Here is a 22,514-nt window from a genome sequence, read left to right on the forward strand (position 1 = left end):
CGCGGCGTATGCCACGTCGATGGTCGAGGGTACTCCGCCTGACCGAGGTGGGAAATCTAGCGCCCCTGAGGGCTCCGCAGCGCCTCGTCGAGGAGCGTGACGACGCGAGCAGCGCCGTCCCGCTGCGCGGACGCGAGGGTCGCGGCCTCCATGCGAGCGCGGCGCTCGTCGTCGCGAGCGAGCGCGAGGAGCTCTTTCGACGCCCACTCCGGGGAGAAGTCGCCGTCGGTCACGCGGAGGGCGCCGCCGGCAGCGAGCACCGAGCGGATGTTGATCGTCTGGTGATCACCCGTGGCCGCGGGGTACGGCACGTAGACGGCTGGGAGTCCGACGACGCCGAGTTCGCTGACCGTCGACGCGCCAGCGCGGGCCACGACCAGGTCGGCGGCCGCGAAGGCCAGATCCATTCGGTCGCAGTACTCGAGGACGTGGTAGCCGTCGAGCTCGTCGTGCTCGAACTTGGATAGCCCGCCGACGAGGTGAAGGACCTGCCACCCCTCCGCGATCAGCTCGGGGACCACGGCCCTCACCGTCTCGTTGACGCGCCTCGCACCGAGCGAGCCTCCGGTGACGAGGAGGGTGCGGCGTGCCGGGTCGAGTCCGAAGAATTCGACGGCCTCGCTCCGCTTCGCCGCACGATCGAGGTGCTCGATCTCGGCGCGCAGGGGCATGCCGACGGTCACGGCCCCACGGAGCGGGGTGCCGTCGAAAGCCACGCCGACCCGCTTCGCCCAGCGCGCGCCGAGCTTGTTCGCCATGCCGGGGAGCGCGTTCGCCTCGTGCACGACGATCGGCACTCGCCCCCGGGCGGCCAGGTAGGCGGGAGCGGCCGCGTAGCCGCCGAACCCTGCGACCGCATCGATGTCGTGCTCGACGAGCATGCGCCGGACGGAGGAGACGGTTTCGCGAAGCCGCGGCAGGAACGTGAGCACCTGCGCGTTCGGGCGTCGCGGGAACGGCAGCTTCGGGATGGTCAGGAGCTCGTATCCGCGGGCTGGCACGAGGCGCGCTTCGAGCCCTTCCTTCGTGCCGAGGACGAAGATCTTGGATTCCGGGTCACGGGCGCGCAGCGCATCTGCGACTGCGAGGAGTGGGTTGACGTGGCCGGCCGTGCCGCCTCCGGCGAGCAGGTAGTTGGTCACGTGCGTGACTCCGATCTCTTCGGGTTGCGGGCGATCGACAAGACTATGCCAATCGCGAAGAGTGTCGTGATGAGCGCGGAACCACCGGAGGAGACGAGCGGGAGCGGCACGCCGAGCACGGGGAGGAAGCCGATGACCACGGCGATATTCACGAAGGCCTGGAAGACGATCCAGGTCAGCACTCCGCCGACGATCGTCTTCGCGGTCCAGTCGCTCGCCTCGTGGTAGATGCGCACGAGCACGACGGCGAGCAGGACGAAGAGCCCGATCACCACGATCGCGCCGACGAGCCCGAGCTCTTCGCCGATGATCGCGAAGATGAAGTCGTTGTCGGCCTCAGGCAGCCACGACCACTTGGCCTTCGAGTTCCCGAGGCCGGAGCCGAAGAGGCCACCGGCGGCCAGCGCATAGAGGCCGTGGGCGCTCTGCCACCCCCACGACTCGTAGTCGACGTCGCCGCCGAAGAAGTTGGTGATGCGGGCCATGCGGTTGTCGCTGAAGACCGACATCAGCACCGCCCCGGCCACGGCGACGGCGAGAGCCAGCAGGAGGTATCTGGTTGCAACTCCCCCGAAGTACAGCGCACCGAGCACAAGCGCCCCGACCACGATGATGGTGCCGAGGTCCTTGCTCAGGAGCATGATCCCGAAGCAGAGGAGCAGGACGGGCACGATCGGGACCGCGACCTCCTTGCCGATGTGGAGCTTGCCCTGCTTGCGGCCGATGATGAGACCGAGCCAGAGCACAAGGGCGACCTTGACGACCTCCGCCGGCTGCATCGTCGTGAAGCCGAGGTTGATCCAGGCCCGGTTGCCGTTGATGTCCACGCCGATGGGCGTGAAGACGAGCGCCTGGAGGATGATGGCGACGGCGAGCGCGGCCCACGCCGACCTCTTCCAGAAGCTGAGGGGCATCCGGGATGCGAAGAGCATGAGCGGGATGCCGAGCGCCGCGAACGTCGCCTGGCTCACGAACCGTGACGAGACCGCGTTCCCTCCCGCGAATTCCTCGACCGAGGAGCTCGAGAGCACCATGACGATGCCGAAGGCGACGAGGAACAGCGTGATGGACAGCAGGAGCACGAAGTTCCTGTTGACGCCGCGGATGCGCTTGCCGAGGGAGACGACGACGGCGGTCGAGGAGCTCTTGCGGGCGGGCGCGGTGCGGGCGCTCGAGCCGCCAGGACTACTCGGGGGTGCGGTCCGGGGAGCCTTCTGTCTCGGCATGCAGGCCCCCTTCAAGATGCGACGCGACGGCCAGCGCGAATCGCTGACCACGGTCGCTGTAACTCACGAACTGATCCATGGAGGCGGCCGCCGGTGCGAGCAGCACGGTGTCCCCGTCCTGCGCGAGCCGAGCGGCTTCCGCCACGGCACGACTCATGATGGAGTCAGTTTCGCTCACGTCGATCTCGATGAAGGTGACCTGGGGCGCGTGTTGCGCGAACGCGTCGACGACCTCGGAGCGCGAGGCTCCGAGCACGACGGCGCCCCGCAGCCGCCCTGCATGCTTCGCGACGAGGGGTGCGATGTCGACACCCTTCAGGAGCCCGCCGACCAGCCAGACGACGCTGCGGTGAGCGGCGAGGGAGGCATCGGCCGCGTGCACGTTCGTGGCCTTGGAATCATCGACCCACAGGACGCCAGAGCGCTCGGCGAGGACCTCGTGGCGGTGCCGGTCGACGGAGAACGTCGAGAGCGCAGCCGAGATGGCGGAGACGGGAACACCGACCGCGCGGACGAGAGCGGCGGCCGCCAGCACGTCTTCGACGAGGTGCTTCGAGGAGAGCCCGCGCAGGCGCAGCTCATCCAGCGTCGTCAGCTCGAGCGCGGTGCGCGCTCGATCATCGAGGAACGCGCGGTCGACGAGGATGCCGTCGACGACACCGAAGTCGCTGGGGCCGGGCACATCCGTGCCGAAGCCGATCGCACGGCATCCCTCGATGACGTCGGCCGCCTCGACGAGATCCAGCGTGGCCTCGTCGCCCTTGTTGTAGACGCAGGCGATCTGGGCACGCTCGTAGACGCGCCCCTTCGCTGCTCGATAGGCCTCGGCTCCGCCGTGCCAGTCGAGATGATCGTCCGCGATGTTGAGGACGACGGCCGCGTGCGCCGACATCGAGTGCAGCGAGTGCAGTTGGAAGCTCGAGAGCTCGACGACGAGCAGCTGGAACTCTGCCGGGTCCCTGAGCACGTCGAGGACCGGCACGCCGATGTTGCCGCACGGCGCGGTGCGGATGCCAGCGGCGAGCCCCATGTGCGCTGCGAGCTGGGTGGTCGTCGTCTTGCCGTTCGTGCCGGTGACGGCGAGCCACGGCGCCGGCTCCCCGAACTTGTCGCGAAGCCGCCAGGCGAGCTCCACGTCCCCCCAGAGCGGAACGCCGAGCGCTTCAGCCGCCGCGATGAGCGGGTGGCTCGGCGCGAAGCCGGGAGACGCGACCACGAGGTCGGCGCCGAGGCCCCGCAGCGCCTCGACCGCGACGTCGTCGCTCTCGGCGATCGTGACGGGGACGTCGAGGACGTCGAGGATGCGCTCGCGCTCCTCGTCGTGGGACTGGGCGATGACGTGCGGCCTCGCACCGAGTTCGGTGAGGGTGTCGGCGACCGAGAACCCGGTCTTGCCGAGTCCGAGCACTGCGACGGCGACGCCGTTCCAGTCGTCGTGCCAGCTTCGCAGCGCCTCGATGTCGCGGGTCACGTCGTGACCCCCCACTCCGCGTAGAAGAGGCCGATGCCGAGCGCGGCGCACAGCCCCGCGATGATCCAGAACCTGACGACCACCGTCGTCTCAGCCCAGCCCTTCAACTCGAAGTGGTGGTGGATCGGGCTCATGAGGAAGATGCGCTTCCCCTTGGTGAGCTTGAAGTAGATGCGCTGCACGATGACGGATCCGGTCGTCATGACGAACAGCCCGCCGATGAGGACGAGGAGCAGCTCGGTCCGGGTGATGATGGCGAAGGCGGCGATGGCACCACCCAAGCCGAGCGAGCCGGTGTCGCCCATGAAGATCTGCGCAGGCGAGGTGTTCCACCAGAGGAAGCCGATGAGGGCTCCCGCGATGCCGGCCGCGACGATCGCGACGTCGAGGGGCGCGTACGCCGTGTAGCACGCCGACTCGAGCGACTCCGCGAGACGCTCGGTCCCGCAGGCCTGGTTGAACTGCCAGTAGGCGATGATGCCGTACGAGCCGATCGAGATGATCGAGGCCCCCGTGGCGAGGCCGTCGAGGCCGTCCGTCACGTTGACGGCGTTCGACGTGCTCGTCGTGATGACGACGATCCAGATGATGAGCGCGATCGTTCCCGCGACGGCGCCGAGCGCCATGAAGTCGATGGGCAGGTCGCGGATGAACGAGATGTGCGTGGAGATGACCGGCACGCCGTCGTTGTTTCGGAACTGGAGGCCGACCACCGCGAAGAGCCCGGCGACGACGACCTGGCCGACGATCTTCGACCATCCGCCGAGGCCGAGCGACTGCTGCTTGCGCACCTTGAGGAAATCGTCGATGAAGCCGATGACGCCGAGGCCGACCATCATGCCGAGGATGAGGAGTCCCGCGGCCGTGACCTGGTCGCCCGTCGCGAGCGTCGCCGCGAAGTACGCGAGCACCGACCCCACGATGAAGACGATGCCGCCCATCGTCGCGGTGCCCCGCTTCGAGTGGTGGGCCTGGGGCCCGTCCTCTCGGATGAACTGACCCCACTCGAGGCGATGGAAGAGCCGGATGAAGAGCGGCGTCATGAAGAGCGTGAACGCCAGCCCGACGCCCCCGGCAATAAGGATCGCTATCACGCGAAGTGCCCCCTGAGGTGCTCGGCGAAACGGTCCCCAAGGTGTCGGAGGCCCGCTGAGTTCGAAGACTTGACGAGCACGAGGTCACCAGGGCGGGTCTCCCGCACGAGGAGCTCGTAGGCCTCGTCCATGGACTCGACGAAGATGGACTCGCCGTCCCAGGACCCCTGGGCGATGGCGCCGAGGTGGAGCGCGCGCGCGTCACGGCCGACGACGATGAGCTGATCGATGCCGAGGCGGACCGCGAGGAGTCCGAGGCGGTCGTGCTCCTCGATCGACGCGTCGCCGAGCTCGCTCATGGCGCCGAGCACCGCAACCGTGCGCGACCCCGTCGGCGCGATCTGCGCGATGGTCTTCAGCGCAGCAGCCATGGAGTCCGGGCTCGCGTTGTACGCGTCGTTGATCAGGTTGACCTGGCCAGAGTGCTGGAGCTCCATGCGCCACTGCTCAGCGCGGGTGACGCGCTCGAGCGCGTCGCGGATCTCGGTCGCCGGAACTCCCTGCGTGTGGGCTGCGGCTGCCGCGGCGAGCGCGTTGGTGACGTGATGCTCCCCGATGACCCCGAAGCGCACCAGGACGGCGTCCTCTCCGGGCAGGTGCAAGGTGAACTGGGTGCCGGCGAGGCTCGTCGAGACGTCGCTCGCACGCACATCCGCTCGAGCTCCCCTGCCGAACCAGAGGACGTCGGCCTCGGTCTTGTCGGCCATCGAGGCGACCCGGCCGTCGTCGGCGTTCAGCACGGCGGTGTCGCCGTCGACGAGGCCCTGCACCATCTCGGTCTTCGAGGTCAGCGTCACCTCGATGCCGCCGAACTCGCCGGCGTGGGCGAGGCCGACCGTGAGCACGATCCCGACGTCGGGCTTGGCGATCGCGATGAGCCGGCTGATCTCGCCGGGTGCGCTCGCACCCATCTCGGCGATGAGGGTCTGCGTGCCCTCGGTCAGCTTGAGGAAGGTGAGCGGGGCTCCGACCTCGTTGTTGAAGCTGGCGACGGGGGCGACGGTCTCCCCTCGAGCCGAGAAGATCTCGCGGAGGAGGTTCTTGGTCGTCGTCTTGCCGTTGGATCCGGTCACGGCGATCGTCGTGAGCTCGCCGCGGGCCTTGACGCGGGTCACGACCGCTGTGGCGAGGCGCCCGAGCGCGAGGACGGCGTCATCGACGACGACCTGGGTGACGGGGAGGTCGAGGACGCGCTCGACGAGCAGGAGGGCGGCTCCGTTCTCGACCGCCTTCGGCGCGAAGAGGTGTCCGTCGGTGAACTCGCCCGGCTTGGCGACGAAGATATCGCCGGTTCGGATGAGCCGAGAGTCGGTGTCGACGGTCCCGGAGAAGACGCTCTCGAGGGTGTCACCTGCCGCCGGTCGGGCTTCTCCCCCGGTGATCTCTGCGATCTCGCGAAGTCGGAGTTCGATCATCCGCTCACCACCCTGCTTCCCTGAGCGCCGCTCTGGCCTCTTCTCGTGCCGAATACTGGATCTTCTTGCCCGCGACCTCGGTGTAGCTCTCGTGGCCCGGACCGGCAACGAGGATAGTGTCCTCTGCGCCCGCAAGCGAAACCGCCTTGCGCAGACCGAGGCTCGCGTCGGCGATCTCGTAGAGCTCGCGTTCGGGGTGGCTCGACCTGGCGCTCTCGACGAGGACGCGTCGGATCTCGTCCGGGTCCTCGGTGCGGGGGTTGTAGTCGGTGATGATGACGACGTCGCTGCCTGCGGCGGCGACTCGCGCCATCTCGGGCCGCTTCGTCCGGTCGCGGTCGCCGTCGGCACCGAAGACCATGAAGAGGCGTCCCGTCGTCATGGCGCGAAGCGCGCCGAGCGTCTGCTCGAACGCGTCCGGGGTGTGCCCGTAGTCGACGTACAGGCGAGGGCCTCGCTCACCGGAGACCAGTTCGAGGCGCCCAGGCACGAAGGCGTCGATGCCGCCGTCGCGCTCGAGCACCTCGGCGATCTCGCCGAGGTCGTAGCCGGACTCGACGAGCATCGCGATCGCGAGTCCCGCGTTGGCCGCAGAGAACCAGCCGGGCATCGGGATGCTCGTGTGCAGGACCCGGTCATCGGGGCTCGTGAGCGTGAAGCTCGTGCTGCCTCCGCTGGAGTCGGTGACGACCAGGTTCCAGTCGGCGTCGGTCCCGGGCTTGGAGGAGATGGTCGTGACGGGGATGCGGGAGTCCTCGACGACGCGCGCGCCCCACTCGGAGTCGAGCGACACGACGCCGCGTCGAGCACGCTCCGGCGTGAAGAGCTTGAGCTTTTCCCCGAAGTAGGCATCGAAGTCGACGTAGTCGTCGAGGTGGTCGTGCGAGAGGTTGATGAAGCCGACGACGTCGAACTCGATGCCGTCGACCCGGTGCCTCGTGATGGCCTGCGCGGAGACCTCGATGCTGGCCGCGTGGACGCCGACCTCGCGCATGCGGGCGAGCAGCGCGTGCAGCTCGCTGGCTTCTGGCGTCGTCAGGCTCGCCTCGATGCGCTCTTCGCCGATGCGGCGCTCGACCGTCGTGGTGAGGCCGGTGACGACCCCCAGCTGCAGCAGGAGGCCGTCGAGGATGTAGACGACCGACGTCTTCCCGTTGGTTCCCGTGACGCCGAAGAGCTTCGGCTGGTCCGGGTCGGTGCGGTAGATCCACGCGGAGACGTCGCCGAGCGCGAGACGCGGCTCCTCGGTCACGAGGACCGGTACTCCGAGGTCGCCGGCCAGCTCGGCCCCGGCGGCGTCGGTGAGGACAGCGACGGCGCCGGCCTCGGCCGCGTTCGCGGCGTAGCTGGCTCCGTGCACGCGAGCACCGGGGAGCCCCACGTACAGGTCTCCGGCTTCGACGTCCAGTGATGAGATGGAGACGCCGGTCACCTCGACCTGGTCGACGCCTTCTGGGGCGTCGAGTCCGAAGTGCGCGCACAGCTCGGAGAGCGAGCGCGGCACTGGGTGGGATGGACGAATGCTTGCTGCGGGCATGACTTCCTGTGCAGTAGTGCGGATCAGAACGTGGTCGGGATCGTCGGCCACGGGCTCGGCGATGGTGCCACCCGGTTGGATTGGAGGACGTAGGCCATGACATCGTGCCATGCTGGCGCGGTGGCGGCGCTGCCCCTCATCGTAGTTGGGTTCATGATCGAGACCGTCACGACGTACTTGGGGTCGTCGATCGGAGCGACTCCCGCCATCGAGGTCATGAAGCTGCCGTCGACGTACTGGCCCTGCCCGTCAGAGACCTCGGCGGTGCCCGTCTTGATGCCGACACGGTAGCCGGGGATCGCCACCTCGTTCGCGAGGCTCCCGCTCTGCGCCGTGGCCTCGAGCAGCGTCAGCGTGTCGGTTGCGGCCTGCGCGGAGACGACCTGGCGCGGCTCACCGGGTTCGCTCGGCACGAAGCCGTCCTCGGTCTCGCAGCCTTCGACGAGCTGGACGGGAAGCCGCTGACCGCCGTTGGCGATGGTCTGGTAGGCGCTCGCCATCTGCGGGGCCGTGACCTGCAGGCCCTGGCCGAACATCGTGGCGTAGTTGGTCTGCGGGTCCCACTCGTCGTACGGGCGGACCGTTCCGGCCTCCTCTCCGAGGAAGTCGGCCTCGGTGTCGGCGTTCAGGCCGAAGTCGAGCATGTAGTCGTAGCGCTCGCCCGCGCTCAATCGCTGCCCCATCAAGGCGATGCCGATGTTGGAGGAGCGCGTCATGATGCCAGCAGCGGTCCAGCGTTCGTCGCCGTGCGCCCAGTCGTCGCCGAAGCTGACGTCGGTCTGCTCGAAGCGGCCGGGCACCGTGAACTGCTCAGCGGGCGTGGAGAGGCCCTTGTCGAAGACCATCGCTGCGGTGAGTGCCTTCATCGTCGAGCCGGGCTCGTACGGTGCTGTGAAGGCGCGCGAGCCGCGGTCCTCCGTCGCCGTGGCGCCGGGGTCGTTGGGGTCGACGGACGGGAAGTCCGCCGCGGCGAGGATCTTGCCGGTGCCGACCTCCTGGACGATGATGTGCCCCCATTGGCCACCCATCGCCGTGACCTGCTGCGCGAGAACCTGGAGTGCGTAGTACTGCAGGTCGGCGTCGACCGTGAGCTTGAGCGTGCCACCCTGCTTGGCCTCGGTCAGCGTGACCTCGGTGCCGGGGATGCGCACGTTGTCCGCGCTTCGCTCGTAGGTCTCCTCGCCGTCGACGCCCGCGAGGCACTTGTTCTCCGACAGCTCGAGTCCCGCAAGGGGCTCGCCGTCGGCGCCGAGGAAGCCGGTGAGGTTCCCGGCCACCTGCCCGTTGGGGTAGACGCGCGCCGCTTCCCGCTTCGGGTAGATCCATGGGATCTCGAGCGCGCGCACCTTCTGATACGCGGCGAGCTCGAGCCCCCGGCTGAGGTACGCGAAGTTGCTGTCGGGGTCGATGGCAAGCGCCCCGTCGATGACGCCGATGAGCTCGGCCTGCTGCTGCCCGGTGATGGCTGCGATCTCGCCGAGCGCCTGGTCCCTGGAGACCGTGGCGGTCTTGCCGTCGTCGCCCGTGCGATCGAACTCTGCGACATTCGCTGGGGCGACCGTCAGGTCGAATCGGTCGGCGGAGTCGGCGAGGATCTCGCCGTTGCGGTCGATGATCGAGCCGCGCTCGCTGAAGATGGTGCTGGAGACGCCGCGCTTCGATTCGGCGTCGGCGTTGATGGTCGACGCGGAGACCAGCTGCACGTCGATGAGACGCACTCCGAAGGCGACGAGCACCGCGGTCACCAGGATGATGACGAGGCCTGCCCTGCGCCTGGACACTTTCGGTGACACGGTGGTCCTCCCCCTCTGGCGTTGCTCTTGGTGGGTCTACCTCGTGGAGGGAGAACGCAGCTCGGTGACCGAGGGTACGGCAGGCGCGGCGGCCTGCTCCGCTGAAACTCCGTTGGGGTCGGCGACCGGTGCCGCTGGCTGCGTGACCTCGTTCGTCACGAGACCCGTGTTGATGGGAGCGGCGGTGCCGGTGGAGGCCGCATCGGTGGCGAGCGAGCCGCTGCCGACCTGCAGGAACGCCTGCGAGTCGGTCGGCACCATGCCGAGCTTCGTGGCCTCGACGGCGAGGTTCTGCGCCGACGACATGGCGCTGAGCTCCTCGAGCGCCGCTGACTCGGTGCGGGCGAGCTCCGTCTGCGTCTGCTCGAGCCCACTGACCTCGTAGGCGCCCTGGGAGATCGCGATGCTCAGGGCCAGCTGCGTGACGAAGACCCCGGCGAGGACGACGAGGGAGATGAGCATCGAGCGGAGGCTCGGGAGCCGCCGGGCGCCAGGCGCCTCGACGAGTCGCAACCGCGGCGACGATGTCGCCTCCCTCGGGGCCGACTTCTGGCGACGCGTGGAGGTGGACCCGCGGAGGAGGCTTGTTGCTGCAGTCATGCCCGTGGGCTCCTAACTCTCGCCACCGCGCGCAAGCGCACGGGAAGTGCTCGTGGATTGATCTCGCCCTCGTCGGCGCCGGCCCGCTCAGCTCCGCGGACGAGACGTTCGAACTCGGGCTTGTGCTCTGGCAGCTCGACCGGGAGGCCGCTCGGCGCGGTCGACGTGGTCTTCGCCTCGAACAGCCGCTTCACGAAGCGGTCCTCGAGGGACTGGTAGGCCTCGACGACGACGCGCCCGCCGAGGGCGACTCGATCGAGGGCCTGCGGGAGGGCACGCTCGAGCGCGCCAAGCTCGGCGTTGACCTCGATGCGGAGGGCCTGGAAGACGCGCTTCGCAGGGTGACCGGCATCGCGCTTCGCGGCTGGCGTGGCTCGCTGGAGCACGTCGACGAGCTGTCCGGTCGTCGCGATCGGGGCCTGGGCCCGCTCGCGCACGATCCAGCTCGCGTAGCGCGGCGCGAGCTTTTCGTCGCCGTACCGGTAGAACAGCTGCTTGAGCTCCTCCTCGCCGTACGTGGCGACGATCTCTGCCGCCGTGACGCCCTTCGTGGCGTCCATGCGCATGTCGAGGGGCGCGTCCTGGCTGTAGGAGAAGCCTCGGCTCGCTTCATCGAGCTGGAGCGACGAGACGCCGAGGTCGAACAGGACGGCGTCGACGGTGTCGATCCCGAGCTCGTCGAGCGAGGACTCGAACTCGTCGTAGACGGCGTGCACGAGCGTGACCCGATCGCCGAAGCGAGCGAGGCGCCGACCGGCGAGGCCGAGTGCCTCAGAATCGCGATCGAATCCGACCAGGCGGGCGTTCGGGCAGCGGTCGAGGACCGCCTCGCTGTGGCCGCCCATGCCGAGCGTCGCGTCGACGTAGATGCTGCCTGGGGCCTGCAGCGCAGGCGCGAGGAGCTCCACGCAGCGCTCGAGGAGCACTGGCGTGTGCAGCGATGCCGGGTCGCGTTCGCTGTCATTCTCCGGCTGTGTGTTCTGGCTGTTCTCTGTCATGACGATGCGGGTTCCTCCCTGATCACTGATTCCCATCCGTTCTCTCTCCCCGCGGCGCTGCGCGAGGGGAGCGAAGTGGAGATTCCTTCTGCCGCCGGGGAAGTGGCTTCAGATGGGGCTCCGCGGTGCTGCTGAGCTCTGCTGCGAGGGAAGACGCTTCAGAGCGGAACGGCTGAGAATCGGCGGTCAGGGTCAGAAGAGTCCCGGGATCACCTCCTCCGCGGTCTCGGAGAAGGCGGCCTCGTTGGCCGCGACGTAGGTGTTCCAGGCCTCTGCATCCCAGATCTCGGCGCGACTGCCCGCACCGATCACGGCGAGCTCGCGGTCGAGCCCCGCGTACTGCCGGAGCTGCTGCGGGATGGTCACGCGGTTCTGCCGGTCAGGCGTCTCCGCGTGGGCTCCGGAGAGCAAGAGGCGCAGGTAGTCACGGGCCTGCTTGCTGGTGACGGGGGCCTGGCGGATGCGGTTGTGGAGCTCCTCGAACTCGCTCGTGGAGAAGACGTAGACGCAGCGGTCCTGCCCTCGGGTCAGCACGACACCCTCTTCGAGCTCGTCGCGGAACTTGGCCGGAAGGATGAGCCGGCCTTTCTCGTCGAGCTTGGGCGAGTACGTGCCAAGGAACATGCACGCCTCCCTCCCTGTCGCTGAATCCCCACATGCTCCACTTTACTCCACAACCCACCACACATCTACGCAAACGCGCCTTTTCTCGCCTGTGAATGCAGAAAGAGGCCAGTAAATTACTGGCCTCTCAACGGTGGAGGGAAGTGGAGCTGTTTTCATCTCACAAGGGCACAAAAAAGGGACCGGCCAGGTGGCCGGTCCCGAGGTGAGGAAATGAGGTGGGTGGGGGAAGATGCGAAGTGGAGGGCAGTGGGAGGACTCCCCCGTTGCTACTCCCCCTGCTGCCGCTTGTCCCAGCGGTTGCCGAGCTTGTCCATGAACGAACCGTCGGACGACTCGCCGCTCTTCGGTGAGGGGCGACCGGTCGGCAGTGGGTCGGACTGCGAAGCCGCGCCCTTCGGGGCGGCGAACGCGTAGACGACTCCCGCCAGCATCAGGACGAACCCGACGACACCCAGGACCGGGATGTTGGTGGCGACGCCCGCGACGACGACGCCGATACCGACTGCGACGGAAAGGAACGCGACCACGACGGCCCGCGTGGTGACCGCAGCGCCGCTTCTCGGCGATGTGGACACCACGTCCGCATCGTTCTGGTAGAAGCTGCGCTCCATCTCATCAAGCAGCCGCTGCTCTTGCTCAGATAGTGCCATGTTGACCTCGTGCTCAGGGGGCGATCGGAGCCCCGCTCCGAAGTATTGCGCCCATTGTAGGCGCGCGCACCTGGGTAGAGTGGTGTCGTGTCTGAGAGTTCTACGCTGTCCTCCAAAGTCCAGCGTCGTCTGGACGCCACAATTGCCGAGAATCTTCAGGTTCTGGGGCCGATCGGCGTCGATGTGCCCGCCTTCCTGGAGCAGGCCGGGGCCTTCACGACGGGCGGCAAGCGCCTCCGAGCGTCGTTCTGCGCCGCCGGATACAGCAGCGCCGCCGGCACGCCCGAGCAGAGTGAGGCGGTGATCCTCGCTGCGGCATCGATCGAGCTCTTCCACGCCGCGGCCCTGGTCCACGACGACATCATCGATCGCTCCGACACGCGCAGGGGCGCGCCCTCCACCCACCGCGCCTTCTCGAAGCACCACCACGCCTCCGGCTGGGCTGGCGACGAGGAGCACTTCGGTCTCAGCGCCGCGATCCTGCTCGGCGACCTGCTGCTCGTCTGGAGCGACCAGCTCTTCGTGGAGGCCTGCGCCCTCGTGCCCCCAGCGGACGCCGTTCGCGCACGAGCCGAGTTCAGCAAGATGCGCAGCGAGGTGACGATCGGCCAGTACCTCGACCTCGTCGAGGAGGTGGCGTGGCCGGTCGTGCCCATCGACGCACGCGCGTCCCGGGCGACGACGATCGCGATCTCGAAGTCCGCCAGGTACAGCGTCGAGGAGCCTCTTGTACTCGGAGCGCTCCTCGGAGGTGCCTCCGATGCCCTCGTGCAGCAGATTCGCGCGTTCGGGCTGCCCCTCGGCCTCGCCTTCCAGCTCCGGGATGACGTCCTCGGCGTGTTCGGGGACGAGGCGGTCACCGGCAAGCCCAGCGGAGACGACCTCCGAGAGGGCAAGAGAACCCTCATGATCGCCGCAGCCCAGGAGCTCGCATCGCCTTCGGACTCGGCGCGGCTCGACGAGCTCCTCGGAGACCAGGGGCTCGATGAGACGCAGATCGCCTGGATGCAGGCGCTCATCGCGGAGTCCGGCGGACTGCAGCGCGTGGAGGAGCTGATCAGCTCCTCGCTCGTCGAGGCGCTCGCCGGACTGCAGGGCCTCGAGCTCGACCCCGGGTCGCGGCGACTGCTCGAGCAGCTCGCGGAGCGCACGGCGCACCGGGAGCACTGACCAGCTGGCAACCCGCTCGGTGCCAGCAGCCGGCTGGCCGGCGGCGAGCCGCGCTGGTCGACTAGATGGCGAGCAGCTGGACGGCGTGACGCACCTGCGTCTTCCGTCCCTGCACGAGCGCGTCGAGGGGCGCGACACCGAGCGTCTCATCGACGCTCAGGAGCCACACCATCTGGTCGTGGGCACTGAGCCCCGCGTCGCCGAGCAGGAAGAGCGTTCCCCGGAGACCCGCCAGCGGCTCGCCGTCCTTGATGAACTGTTGCGGGATCCGCGGCTCTCGCTCGATGCGGAACGACAGCAGCTGCTTGTCCTCGATCAGGGTCGACACGCGCCCCGTCGAGACACCGAGCTCGGATGCTGCCTGGGGAATCGTGTACCACTCACGGGTACTGAAGACGTCGCTCACGCCTCACATGGTCGCAGACTCGGCGCATCGATGCGAGCCCGAGTGATTCCTCGATGCCGTGCGGTGTTTCATCCCGGAGGCGCGTGCCTTGTCGGGCTATCCTGCACGACGTGAGTCCCGTTGGTCCCGACGACATGATCGGCCGTCTGATCGACGGCCGATATCAAGTGCGCTCTCTGATCGCCAAGGGCGGCATGGCTACGGTCTATGTCGCCACTGATCTGCGCCTCGAGCGCAGGGTGGCGGTCAAGGTGATGCACGACCACCTCGCCGCCGACGAGCGCTTCCGCGAGCGGTTCATCCGCGAGGCGCGCTCTGCGGCGAAGATCACCCACCCGAACGTCGTGAACGTCTATGACCAGGGTGACGACGAGGTCTTCGCCTACATGGTGATGGAGTACATCCCGGGCATCACGCTCCGAGACCTGCTCCACGACCATCACCGACTCACCCCGGAGCAGTCGATCGACGTCATGGACGCCGTGCTCGCGGGCCTCCAGGCAGCGCACAAGCTCGGCATCGTGCATCGCGACCTCAAGCCCGAGAACGTCCTGCTCGCCGACGACGGCCGCATCAAGCTCAGCGACTTCGGTCTCGCCCGTGCGGCGAGCGCGAACACGGCGACCGGGCAGGTCCTGCTCGGCACCATCGCCTACCTGAGTCCCGAGCTCGTGACCAAGGGCACGGCGGACGTGCGCAGCGACATCTACTCGCTGGGCATCATGCTCTTCGAGATGCTGACGGGCGAGCAGCCGTACCGAGGCGACCAGCCGGTCAACATCGCGTACCGCCACGCCAACGAGACGGTTCCCGCCCCCAGCGAGGTCAACGCCAGCGTTCCGCACGAACTCGACGAGCTCGTCGCCTGGTCGACGGAACGCGATCCCGAGCTTCGGCCAGCGGACGCCGGCGTGATGCTCGAAGCGCTGCGTCGCGCAGAAGCCGAACTCGGCCAGTCGGCCCGGCCCATCGACCCGACGGCGGTCCTGTCCACCGCGAGCCACAGCGACGTCGAGGACACCGACCCGACGGAGCTCGCCCTCATCACGAGCCAGGTGTCGTCCGCGTCCTCACCTCCGGAGTTCTCCGAAGGACACGTCGAGCCCTTCAGACCCGGAGACGCCCCCACCGTGGTCGGGGCCCCGATCTTCCCGGAGCCAAGCGCCGCGGAGCTCGAGCCATCGCTCCCGCAAGCCACCTCGACGGCCGAGCAGGGCGCCCGCAAGCGACGCACCTTCGGGGCGGTCATCGCCATCCTGGTCATCGCGCTCGTCGCAGCGGCCGGTGGTATCGGCTGGTGGTTCGGACTCGGACCTGGTTCCTACAACACCGTCCCCGAGGCGGTCTCCCTCACGCAGGCCGACGCGGAGTCGGCGATCACCGCAGCCGGCTTCACCGTCGGCGATGTCACGCAGGAGTTCTCGCTCGAGGTCGCTGCCGGCACCGTCATGGACATGGACCCGCAGGCCGGCACGTCGCTCGCCCCGGAGACTCCGATCTCCCTCGTCGTCTCCGCCGGGCCGGAGATGCTCACGGTGCCGGCCCTGGAGGGGCTGACCCTCGAGGCGGCGGAATCCGCCATCACCGAGGCAGGCTTCACCTACGACCAGGCCACGACCCTGCGCCAGTTCTCCGACGAGGAAGCCGACATCGTGATCGCGGCGACGGACACCACCGGCGCTCCACTCCCCTCCACGCTCGCCGAGGGGCAGCCCATCCGCCTCGTGGCCTCGGCCGGAATCCTGCCGGACGTCGCCGGTGAGACGGAAGCGAACGCGACGAAGCTCATCGAGGAAGCCGGTCTCGTCGTCAACGTGTCGAGCCGGGAATTCTCGGCCTCGGTCGCCAGCGGTACCGTCATCGCCTCCTCGACCACCACCGATCCGGTCGTTCCGGGCGACACCATCAACATCTCGGTCTCGAAGGGGCCAGCCCCCGTCGTCCTCCCCAACGTCGTCGGCGCACCCATCGGAGAAGCCATCGCGACGCTCGAGGGACTCGGGCTGACGGTCGGCCACAACGTTCCACCCGGCATCGTCAACGACCCGAACCCGGTCATCAAGTTCGTCGTCTCGACGCAGTCGCCCGCCGCCGGGGTCGAGGTACCGGCCGGGTCGAACGTCACGCTCACGGCCACCGCAACGCTGTAGGCGCTCTGCCGCTGGGGCGTGGCCCGGGCTCTCGCCTCCCGCGACCGAGCGCTAGGAGCGTGACGCTGACCGAAGTGCCGCGATGGGCTCAGGACGATGCACCCCGCGCATGCGGTAGCCCAGCGAATCCGATGCGTGAAGCAGGTCCGCGAGCAGCCAGATGATGCTCAGCCACATCTCGGTCCCCTGCAACCCTGGTTCGCCATCCTCCCCCGAGGAGCGCGGCGCGAACGCCATCCCTTCGCCAGGAACCCACTGGCCGAGCGCCTGTTCGAGCGCCCCGCGCGCCCACTCCGCGATCTCCCCGCGGCGGTGCTTGGTCTGCTGCGAAGCGAGCCAGAGCGGATGCGCGATATCGAGCACGTTGCACGCCGTCCAGCCATCTGGCGTGGAGAGGTGGGGGTCCGCGGCGTGCAGCAGCACGGTGTCGATCGTCGCGACCGGATACGGCAGCGGCAGTCCGAACTGCGCGAAGAGTCCGCGGGTGAGCCGATAGAAGCCGTTCACGGCCTGCAGCCGTGGCGACTCCGCGCCGGGCAGCTCTTCCCCCCACAGGCCTGTTCGCGGGTCCGCGCGCGCGACCGCCCAGCCGAGCACGGTGAGGAGCGGCCCGGCTCCCCCGTCGTCGAGGGCGTCGGAATGATCCAGCATGTTCGCGGCGCACGCCGTCGCGACCGCGTCGACCGCGGCACCGGAGCCCCAGGCGCCAGCAGCCCAGTCACGGGCGTCGAGGGCCGCCGTCAGGTCAGTACCCGTCAGCCCGTGCACGGCGCGGATCGGGTGGGGCATCCGCCCGCCCAGCAGCCGCACGGCGTAGCTGGCGCTGAGGACGTGGTAGCTCGCCGGCCCCTCGAAGGCCGAAAGCCGCTCCGACGACTGCGGATCCGGCGACGTCTGCGCTCGCTCGAGACCGGCGTCCGAGAGATCGCCGTCGGCGACCAGGCCCGTCGCGGGATCCTGCCTCGCCGTCAGCCTCCGGAGCAGGTCCGCGGCGTCGAAGCCGGGCGGCGGCGCGTGCAGCAGCAGGTCGGCGAGCTCGACGGCGTCGGCCCAAGGTCGAAGGGTGGGCGCCGCAGCCGTGCCTGGGCGATCGACGAAGCGGCCGCCCTCGAAGCAGCGCGCGAGCACCGCCGTGATCTCAGCCCGAGCCGTGTCCCCGAAGCGTCGGAGCCCCTCCCTGAGCCCGGCTTCGCGTGCCGGCGCCCGGCGGTCGCGGAGGACGCGCGCAGGATTGCCCGCTACGACCGCGTGGTCAGGGACGCTCTTCGTGACCACCGAGCCCGCGCCGATCACGACGTGGTCGCCGACCACCACCCCGTCGAGGATCGTCACCTGCGAGCCGATCCAGACATCGTCTCCGAGGACGATCCCTCGACTCGACAGCCCCTGGGTGAAGACCGGAGCGTCCGGCTCCATCTCGTGGTTGAAGCCGAGGATCGAGGTGTGTGCGCCGATTCGGACGCCGTCGCCCATCTGCACGTCGCCGCGAACCACTGCGAAGGGGTTGACGGAGCAGTCCGCGCCGATCGCGACGTTGTCGGTCACGTAGGCGTTGGCGGCGATGTAGCTGCGGTCGCCGATCGACAGCCGATCGCAGAAGACGGCGGCGCTCGCCGAGACGAACACCCGGTCGCCGATCACGGCACCCGACGCTGCCAATTCGCGCAGTCGCTCAGCTTGGGCGGCTCCGTCGGCGGAGTGGGGATCGTACTCCCATGGGAGGAAATCGACTCGGCGGACGCTGTCAGCGCTCATGCGCTCATCCTTTCACGAGCGATGCGGCGGCGGAGTTCAGGCTTCGTGCTCCCAAACGCCGAGAGAGGCCTCCTGGCGACGGCAGAGCTCGACAGCTCCACCATGCCAGGAGGCCTCGTCACGTCACACGACCCGAAGCGCCTTCGAGGTCACGACCGAGTCCCTCTAGTGCTTGCCCGCGCGCAGCTCCTCGGCCACGAGGAACGCGAGCTCGAGCGACTGCATGTGGTTGAGACGCGGGTCGCACAGCGACTCGTAGCGGGTCTCGAGGGTCTTCTCGTCGATGTGCTCGGAACCGCCGAGGCACTCGGTGACGTCATCACCCGTGAGCTCGACGTGGATGCCGCCCGGGTGCGTCCCCGCGGCGCGGTGCGCCTCGAAGAAGCCCTTGACCTCGTCCACGACGTCGTCGAAGCGACGCGTCTTGTAGCCGTTCGGCGTCGTGATCCCGTTTCCGTGCATCGGGTCGGTGATCCACAGCGGCTGCGCATCGCTGCTCTTGATCGCCTCGAGCAGGGGCGGAAGCGCGTCGCGGATCTTGCCTGCGCCCATGCGGGTGATGAACGTGAGCCGACCAGGTTCGCGGTTCGGGTCGATCTTGTCGATGAGCCGCAGCATGGTGTCGGGCGTCGTCGATGGCCCGAGCTTCACGCCGATGGGGTTCTTCACGCGGCTGAAGAAGTCGACGTGCGCCTCGTCCAGGTCGCGCGTGCGCTCCCCGATCCAGATGAAGTGGCCGGACGTGTCGTACGGCAGACCGGTGCGGGAGTCGATGCGGGTCATAGGTCGCTCGTAGTCCATGAGGAGCCCCTCATGGCCGACGAAGAACTCGACGTCACGGAGCGCGTAGAAGTCAGCTCCGGCGGCCGCCATGAAGCGGACGGCACGATCGATCTCAGCCGCGAGCTGCTCGTAGCGCGCGTTGGCGGGGTTGGCGGCGAAGCCCTGGTTCCAGGAGTGCACCTCGCGGAGGTCGGCGAAGCCGCCCGTCGTGAATGCCCGGACGAGGTTCAGCGTGGATGCGGCCGTGTGGTAGCCGCGGAGCATGCGCTCCGGGTCCGGGGTGCGGCCCTCCTCGGTGAAATCGAAGTCGTTGACGATGTCTCCGCGGTACGCGGGCAGCGTCACGTCCCCGCGCGTCTCGTTGTCGCTCGACCTGGGCTTCGCGAACTGACCGGCCATGCGGCCCATCTTGACGACCGGCATCGACGCGCCGTACGTCAGCACGACGGCCATCTGCAGGATCGTGCGCACCCGCGCACGGATCTTGTCTGCCGTCGCGCCCGCGAAGGTCTCGGCGCAGTCGCCACCCTGCAGGACGAACGCCTGCCCGGCAGCGGCCGTCGCGATACGGTCGCGCAGGCGGTCGACCTCGCCGGCGAAGACGAGTGGTGGCAGCGACGCGAGCTCACCTGAGACGCTCGCGACCTTGGTCGCGTCGCCCCACTGCGGCTGCTGCCGGATCGGCAGCTCGCGCCAGGCGTCGAGCCCCTCGAGCACGCCGGGGGGCGTCGGGATCGACTCTGTGTGGGTGGAGGTGAATTGGCTCATGCTCGCTTCTCTGATCTCATGTCTCTGATCTCATGCTGGCAGCTTGGGCGCTGCAGCGCTGGTGTGTTGCTGGATCTCACGCCGAACGGCCCCGACGATACTCGGGGCCGCGGCGCTCTGCTCTGTTGATCGCTCAGGGCTTCTCGAACGCCCGGACCTGCTCGGCGATTCAGTGCTTCTGTGCGGCGGCGAGCGCCTTGGCCTCTGCGTCCATCTTGGTTCGGATGGACGAGGCATAGATGTCGCGATAGTCCTGGTTGCTGAGGGCGTGCAGCTCGCTCATGATCTCGTCCGTGATGGAGCGGAGCACGAAGCGGTCAGCGGCCATGCCCTCGTACCGCGTGAAGGTGAGCGGCTCGCCGAAGACCATGCCGACCTTGCGGAGACGAGGAACCTTCGCTCCGATGGGCAGGACGCGCTCCGTGTCGACCATGACCACGGGGACGACCGTGACGGGCTTGTCCGCCTGCATGATCATGCGCGCGATTCCCGTGCGCCCACGGAACATCCGTGCGTCGGGGCTGCGGGTGCCCTCCGGATAGATGCCGAGCACCTTGCCCTCGCCGAGCACGCGCAGGCCCGTCTGCAAGGACGCCTCGCTCGCTGCTCCGCCACCCCGGTCGATCGGGAGCATGCCCGTCGACTTGAAGAACTGCGCCGTCAGATAGCCCTTGATCCCCGTGCCGGTGAAGTACTCCTTCTTCGCGAGGAAGTAGACGCGGCGGTCGATCGACAACGGCATGAAGAACGAATCGATGACCGACAAGTGGTTCGACGCCAGAATGACCGGCCCCTTCGCCGGTATGTTCTCGACGCCGCGCACCCAAGGGCGGAACGTTCCGCGCACCAAGGGACCTGCGAAGAGATGCTTGAGCACCCAATACAACATGCGTGGCCTCCCGATAGGCGATGGCACATCAGTGTACTCGGGACATGCCCGGCCCCGTTGCGCCGCTCCCCGTTTCCGAAACGGTAGGGTTGGAAGCCACGGAACGTGAAGTCGAATCGGTCCGGACGATGGGCGTTCAGGCGGCTCACGACCAGGACCACACTCAGGAGTTGCAATGAAGCTATCCGAGACCCCCGCCGTCGTCAGCCCGGAGCCGAGCTGGAACACCACAGATCTGCTCGAGTACCGACTTCGAGAATCGCCGGATCTCGCCCTCTTCGCCCTGCCGGAAGGCAGCACCTGGCGCGACGTGCCGGTCAAGGAGTTCCACGCGAAGGTGCACACCCTCGCCAAGGGCTTCGTCGCCGCTGGCATCGAGCCCGGGGAGCGCATCGCGTTCGTCGCGAAGACGAACTACGAGTGGACGCTCGTCGACTTCGCGCTCTGGTACGCCGGTGCGGTCATGGTGCCGGTCTACGAGACCAGCTCGTCAGCGCAGATCGAGTGGATGCTCGAGGACTCGGAGGCCGTCGGCATCATCTCCGAGCTCCCGGAGCACGACGACAAGCTCGACGAGATCTCGGACACCGTCGAGGGGCTGCGCGTGCGCTACGCGCTGCACGCCGGCGCGATCGAGGAGCTCATCCGGCTCGGGGCCGGCGTCGAGGACGCGGAGATCGAGCGCCGTCGCGGGATCGCGAACGGCGCTGACATCGCGACGCTCATCTACACCTCGGGATCGACGGGACGCCCCAAGGGGTGTGTCATCACGCACTCGAACTTCGTCGAGCTGTGCCGCAACGTGAAGGACCCGCTCGGCGCGCTCATCTACCCCGGCGCATCAACGGTGCTCTTCATCACGCTCGCGCATGTCTTCGCCCGCTTCATCTCCGTGCTCTGCATCTACGGCGGAGTCAAGGTGGGCCACCAGCACGACACCTCGAAGCTCGTGGAGTCGCTCGGCACCTTCCACCCGACCTTCCTCCTCGCGGTGCCCCGCGTGTTCGAGAAGGTCTACAACTCGGCGGAGCAGAAGGCGGAGACCGGCGGCCGGGGCAAGATCTTCCGCAAGGCGGCAGACGTCGCGGTCCGCTACTCGGAATCGCAGGACGCGGGCCGGACGCCGCTTGTCCTCGGCCTCCAGTACAAGCTGTTCGACAAGCTCGTCTACTCGAAGCTGCGCGAGGTCATGGGCGGCCGGGTCAAGCACGCCGTCTCGGGTTCCGCACCACTCGGCGCGCGTCTCGGCCACTTCTACCGGGCCATCGGCGTGAACATCCTCGAGGGCTACGGCCTCACCGAGACCACGGCCCCTGCGTCCGTGAACCTCGCGGAGAAGTCGAAGATCGGCACCGTCGGGCCGGCGCTGCCCGGCGTCGCCGTGCGCACCGATGACAGCGGCGAGCTCCAGGTCAAGGGCATCAACGTGTTCCGCGAGTACTGGAAGAACCCAGAGGCCACGGCCGCGGCCTTCGACGGCGAGTGGTTCAAGACGGGAGATCTCGGCTCGATCGACGACGACGGCTACATCACCGTCACCGGGCGAATCAAGGAGATCATCGTGACCTCCGGCGGGAAGAACGTCTCCCCCGCGGCGCTCGAGGACCCGATCCGAGCCAATCCGCTCGTCGGCCAGATCGTCGTCGTCGGAGATCAGCGCCCGTTCATCTCCGCGCTCGTCACGCTCGATCCCGAGATGCTCAAGACCTGGCTCTCCAACAACGGCGAGGACCCGAGCATCTCGGTCGCCCAGGCCGCGGAGCACCCGAAGGTGCTGGCCGAGATCCAGCATGCCGTCGACCTCGCGAACACGCGCGTCTCCCGGGCCGAGTCGATCCGCAAGTTCGTCGTGCTCGACGGCGAGTTCACTGAAGCGGACGGCACGCTCACGCCGAAGATGTCGATCAAGCGCCACGTGATCCTCGAGAAGTACCGAGGAATCATCGAGGGCATCTACAACGCCGCACCCGCGACGCAGGGCATCACGCTCAAGTAGCTCGGAGAGCTGGACCTTCGCGGCCAGCGCCTCCGGTCAGCGTC

Annotated in this window: 18 protein-coding genes; 3 read left to right on the forward strand and 15 right to left on the reverse strand. The window is 68.3% G+C overall.

The window, feature by feature from the left end:
- Positions 1-56: 56 nt before the first annotated feature.
- The 11 genes from C5E05_RS03525 to C5E05_RS03575 form a co-directional block, all read right to left on the reverse strand.
- Entirely contained in the window at positions 57-1,142 is a 1,086-nt protein-coding gene (locus tag C5E05_RS03525; RefSeq protein WP_104299062.1) for a glycosyltransferase, read from the reverse strand.
- Positions 1,139-2,368: a putative lipid II flippase FtsW gene (ftsW, locus tag C5E05_RS03530; RefSeq protein WP_104299063.1), complete on the reverse strand. Its 1,230-nt coding sequence runs from the start codon at positions 2,366-2,368 to the stop codon at positions 1,139-1,141. Before ftsW ends, C5E05_RS03525 begins: the two co-directional genes overlap by 4 nt.
- Positions 2,328-3,839 carry a UDP-N-acetylmuramoyl-L-alanine--D-glutamate ligase gene (gene murD, locus C5E05_RS03535; protein ID WP_104341099.1) on the reverse strand — a complete coding sequence of 504 codons (1,512 nt, stop codon included), beginning with the start codon at positions 3,837-3,839 and terminating at the stop codon, positions 2,328-2,330. Before murD ends, ftsW begins: the two co-directional genes overlap by 41 nt.
- Positions 3,836-4,933 (reverse strand): phospho-N-acetylmuramoyl-pentapeptide-transferase, encoded by a 1,098-nt coding sequence (gene mraY, locus C5E05_RS03540; protein ID WP_104241137.1) that lies wholly within the window; start codon positions 4,931-4,933, stop codon positions 3,836-3,838. The genes murD and mraY overlap by 4 nt, the downstream gene beginning before the upstream one ends.
- Positions 4,930-6,348 carry a UDP-N-acetylmuramoyl-tripeptide--D-alanyl-D-alanine ligase gene (gene murF, locus C5E05_RS03545; protein ID WP_104341100.1) on the reverse strand — a complete coding sequence of 473 codons (1,419 nt, stop codon included), beginning with the start codon at positions 6,346-6,348 and terminating at the stop codon, positions 4,930-4,932. Before murF ends, mraY begins: the two co-directional genes overlap by 4 nt.
- 4 nt (positions 6,349-6,352) lie before the next feature.
- A complete protein-coding gene (locus C5E05_RS03550) occupies positions 6,353-7,885 on the reverse strand; it encodes a Mur ligase family protein (protein ID WP_104299065.1) in 1,533 nt (510 codons plus the stop codon).
- A gap of 23 nt (positions 7,886-7,908) precedes the next feature.
- Complete coding sequence (locus C5E05_RS03555) at positions 7,909-9,678, reverse strand: penicillin-binding protein 2 (protein WP_104241134.1); 1,770 nt, start codon at positions 9,676-9,678, stop codon at positions 7,909-7,911.
- A 36-nt stretch (positions 9,679-9,714) separates the two neighbouring features.
- Positions 9,715-10,278, reverse strand: coding sequence for a hypothetical protein (locus C5E05_RS03560; RefSeq protein ID WP_146081018.1), 564 nt, complete (start codon positions 10,276-10,278; stop codon positions 9,715-9,717).
- Positions 10,275-11,276, reverse strand: a complete 1,002-nt coding sequence (rsmH, locus tag C5E05_RS03565; protein WP_258064748.1) for a 16S rRNA (cytosine(1402)-N(4))-methyltransferase RsmH — start codon at positions 11,274-11,276, stop codon at positions 10,275-10,277. The genes C5E05_RS03560 and rsmH overlap by 4 nt, the downstream gene beginning before the upstream one ends.
- A 192-nt stretch (positions 11,277-11,468) precedes the next feature.
- Positions 11,469-11,900, reverse strand: a complete 432-nt coding sequence (gene mraZ, locus C5E05_RS03570; protein WP_104241131.1) for a division/cell wall cluster transcriptional repressor MraZ — start codon at positions 11,898-11,900, stop codon at positions 11,469-11,471.
- Between the two features lie 269 nt (positions 11,901-12,169).
- Positions 12,170-12,553, reverse strand: coding sequence for a DUF3040 domain-containing protein (locus tag C5E05_RS03575; RefSeq protein WP_104241130.1), 384 nt, complete (start codon positions 12,551-12,553; stop codon positions 12,170-12,172).
- A gap of 87 nt (positions 12,554-12,640) precedes the next feature.
- Between C5E05_RS03575 and C5E05_RS03580 the strand changes: the two genes are divergently transcribed.
- Positions 12,641-13,723: a polyprenyl synthetase family protein gene (locus C5E05_RS03580; protein WP_104241129.1), complete on the forward strand. Its 1,083-nt coding sequence runs from the start codon at positions 12,641-12,643 to the stop codon at positions 13,721-13,723.
- Positions 13,724-13,784: 61 nt separating this feature from the next.
- Here C5E05_RS03580 and C5E05_RS03585 read toward each other — a convergent pair whose 3' ends face one another.
- Positions 13,785-14,129 carry an Rv2175c family DNA-binding protein gene (locus tag C5E05_RS03585; protein WP_104341101.1) on the reverse strand — a complete coding sequence of 115 codons (345 nt, stop codon included), beginning with the start codon at positions 14,127-14,129 and terminating at the stop codon, positions 13,785-13,787.
- Between the two features lie 134 nt (positions 14,130-14,263).
- Here C5E05_RS03585 and pknB point away from each other — a divergent pair, with 134 nt between their 5' ends.
- Positions 14,264-16,279, forward strand: coding sequence for a Stk1 family PASTA domain-containing Ser/Thr kinase (pknB, locus tag C5E05_RS03590; protein ID WP_104341102.1), 2,016 nt, complete (start codon positions 14,264-14,266; stop codon positions 16,277-16,279).
- 51 nt (positions 16,280-16,330) lie between these two features.
- Here pknB and C5E05_RS03595 read toward each other — a convergent pair whose 3' ends face one another.
- The 3 genes from C5E05_RS03595 to C5E05_RS03605 form a co-directional block, all read right to left on the reverse strand.
- On the reverse strand, positions 16,331-18,034 hold the full coding sequence (locus tag C5E05_RS03595) for an acyltransferase (RefSeq protein WP_104341103.1): 1,704 nt from the start codon (positions 18,032-18,034) through the stop codon (positions 16,331-16,333).
- A gap of 165 nt (positions 18,035-18,199) precedes the next feature.
- Positions 18,200-19,585: a class II 3-deoxy-7-phosphoheptulonate synthase gene (locus C5E05_RS03600; protein ID WP_104241125.1), complete on the reverse strand. Its 1,386-nt coding sequence runs from the start codon at positions 19,583-19,585 to the stop codon at positions 18,200-18,202.
- 169 nt (positions 19,586-19,754) lie between these two features.
- Positions 19,755-20,474 (reverse strand): 1-acyl-sn-glycerol-3-phosphate acyltransferase, encoded by a 720-nt coding sequence (locus tag C5E05_RS03605; protein ID WP_104241124.1) that lies wholly within the window; start codon positions 20,472-20,474, stop codon positions 19,755-19,757.
- Between the two features lie 175 nt (positions 20,475-20,649).
- Between C5E05_RS03605 and C5E05_RS03610 the strand changes: the two genes are divergently transcribed.
- Positions 20,650-22,470, forward strand: a complete 1,821-nt coding sequence (locus C5E05_RS03610; protein WP_104241123.1) for a long-chain fatty acid--CoA ligase — start codon at positions 20,650-20,652, stop codon at positions 22,468-22,470.
- Positions 22,471-22,514: the final 44 nt, after the last annotated feature.

The sequence above is a fragment of the Pseudoclavibacter sp. AY1H1 genome, from assembly GCF_002931055.1.
GTDB lineage: Bacteria > Actinomycetota > Actinomycetes > Actinomycetales > Microbacteriaceae > Pseudoclavibacter.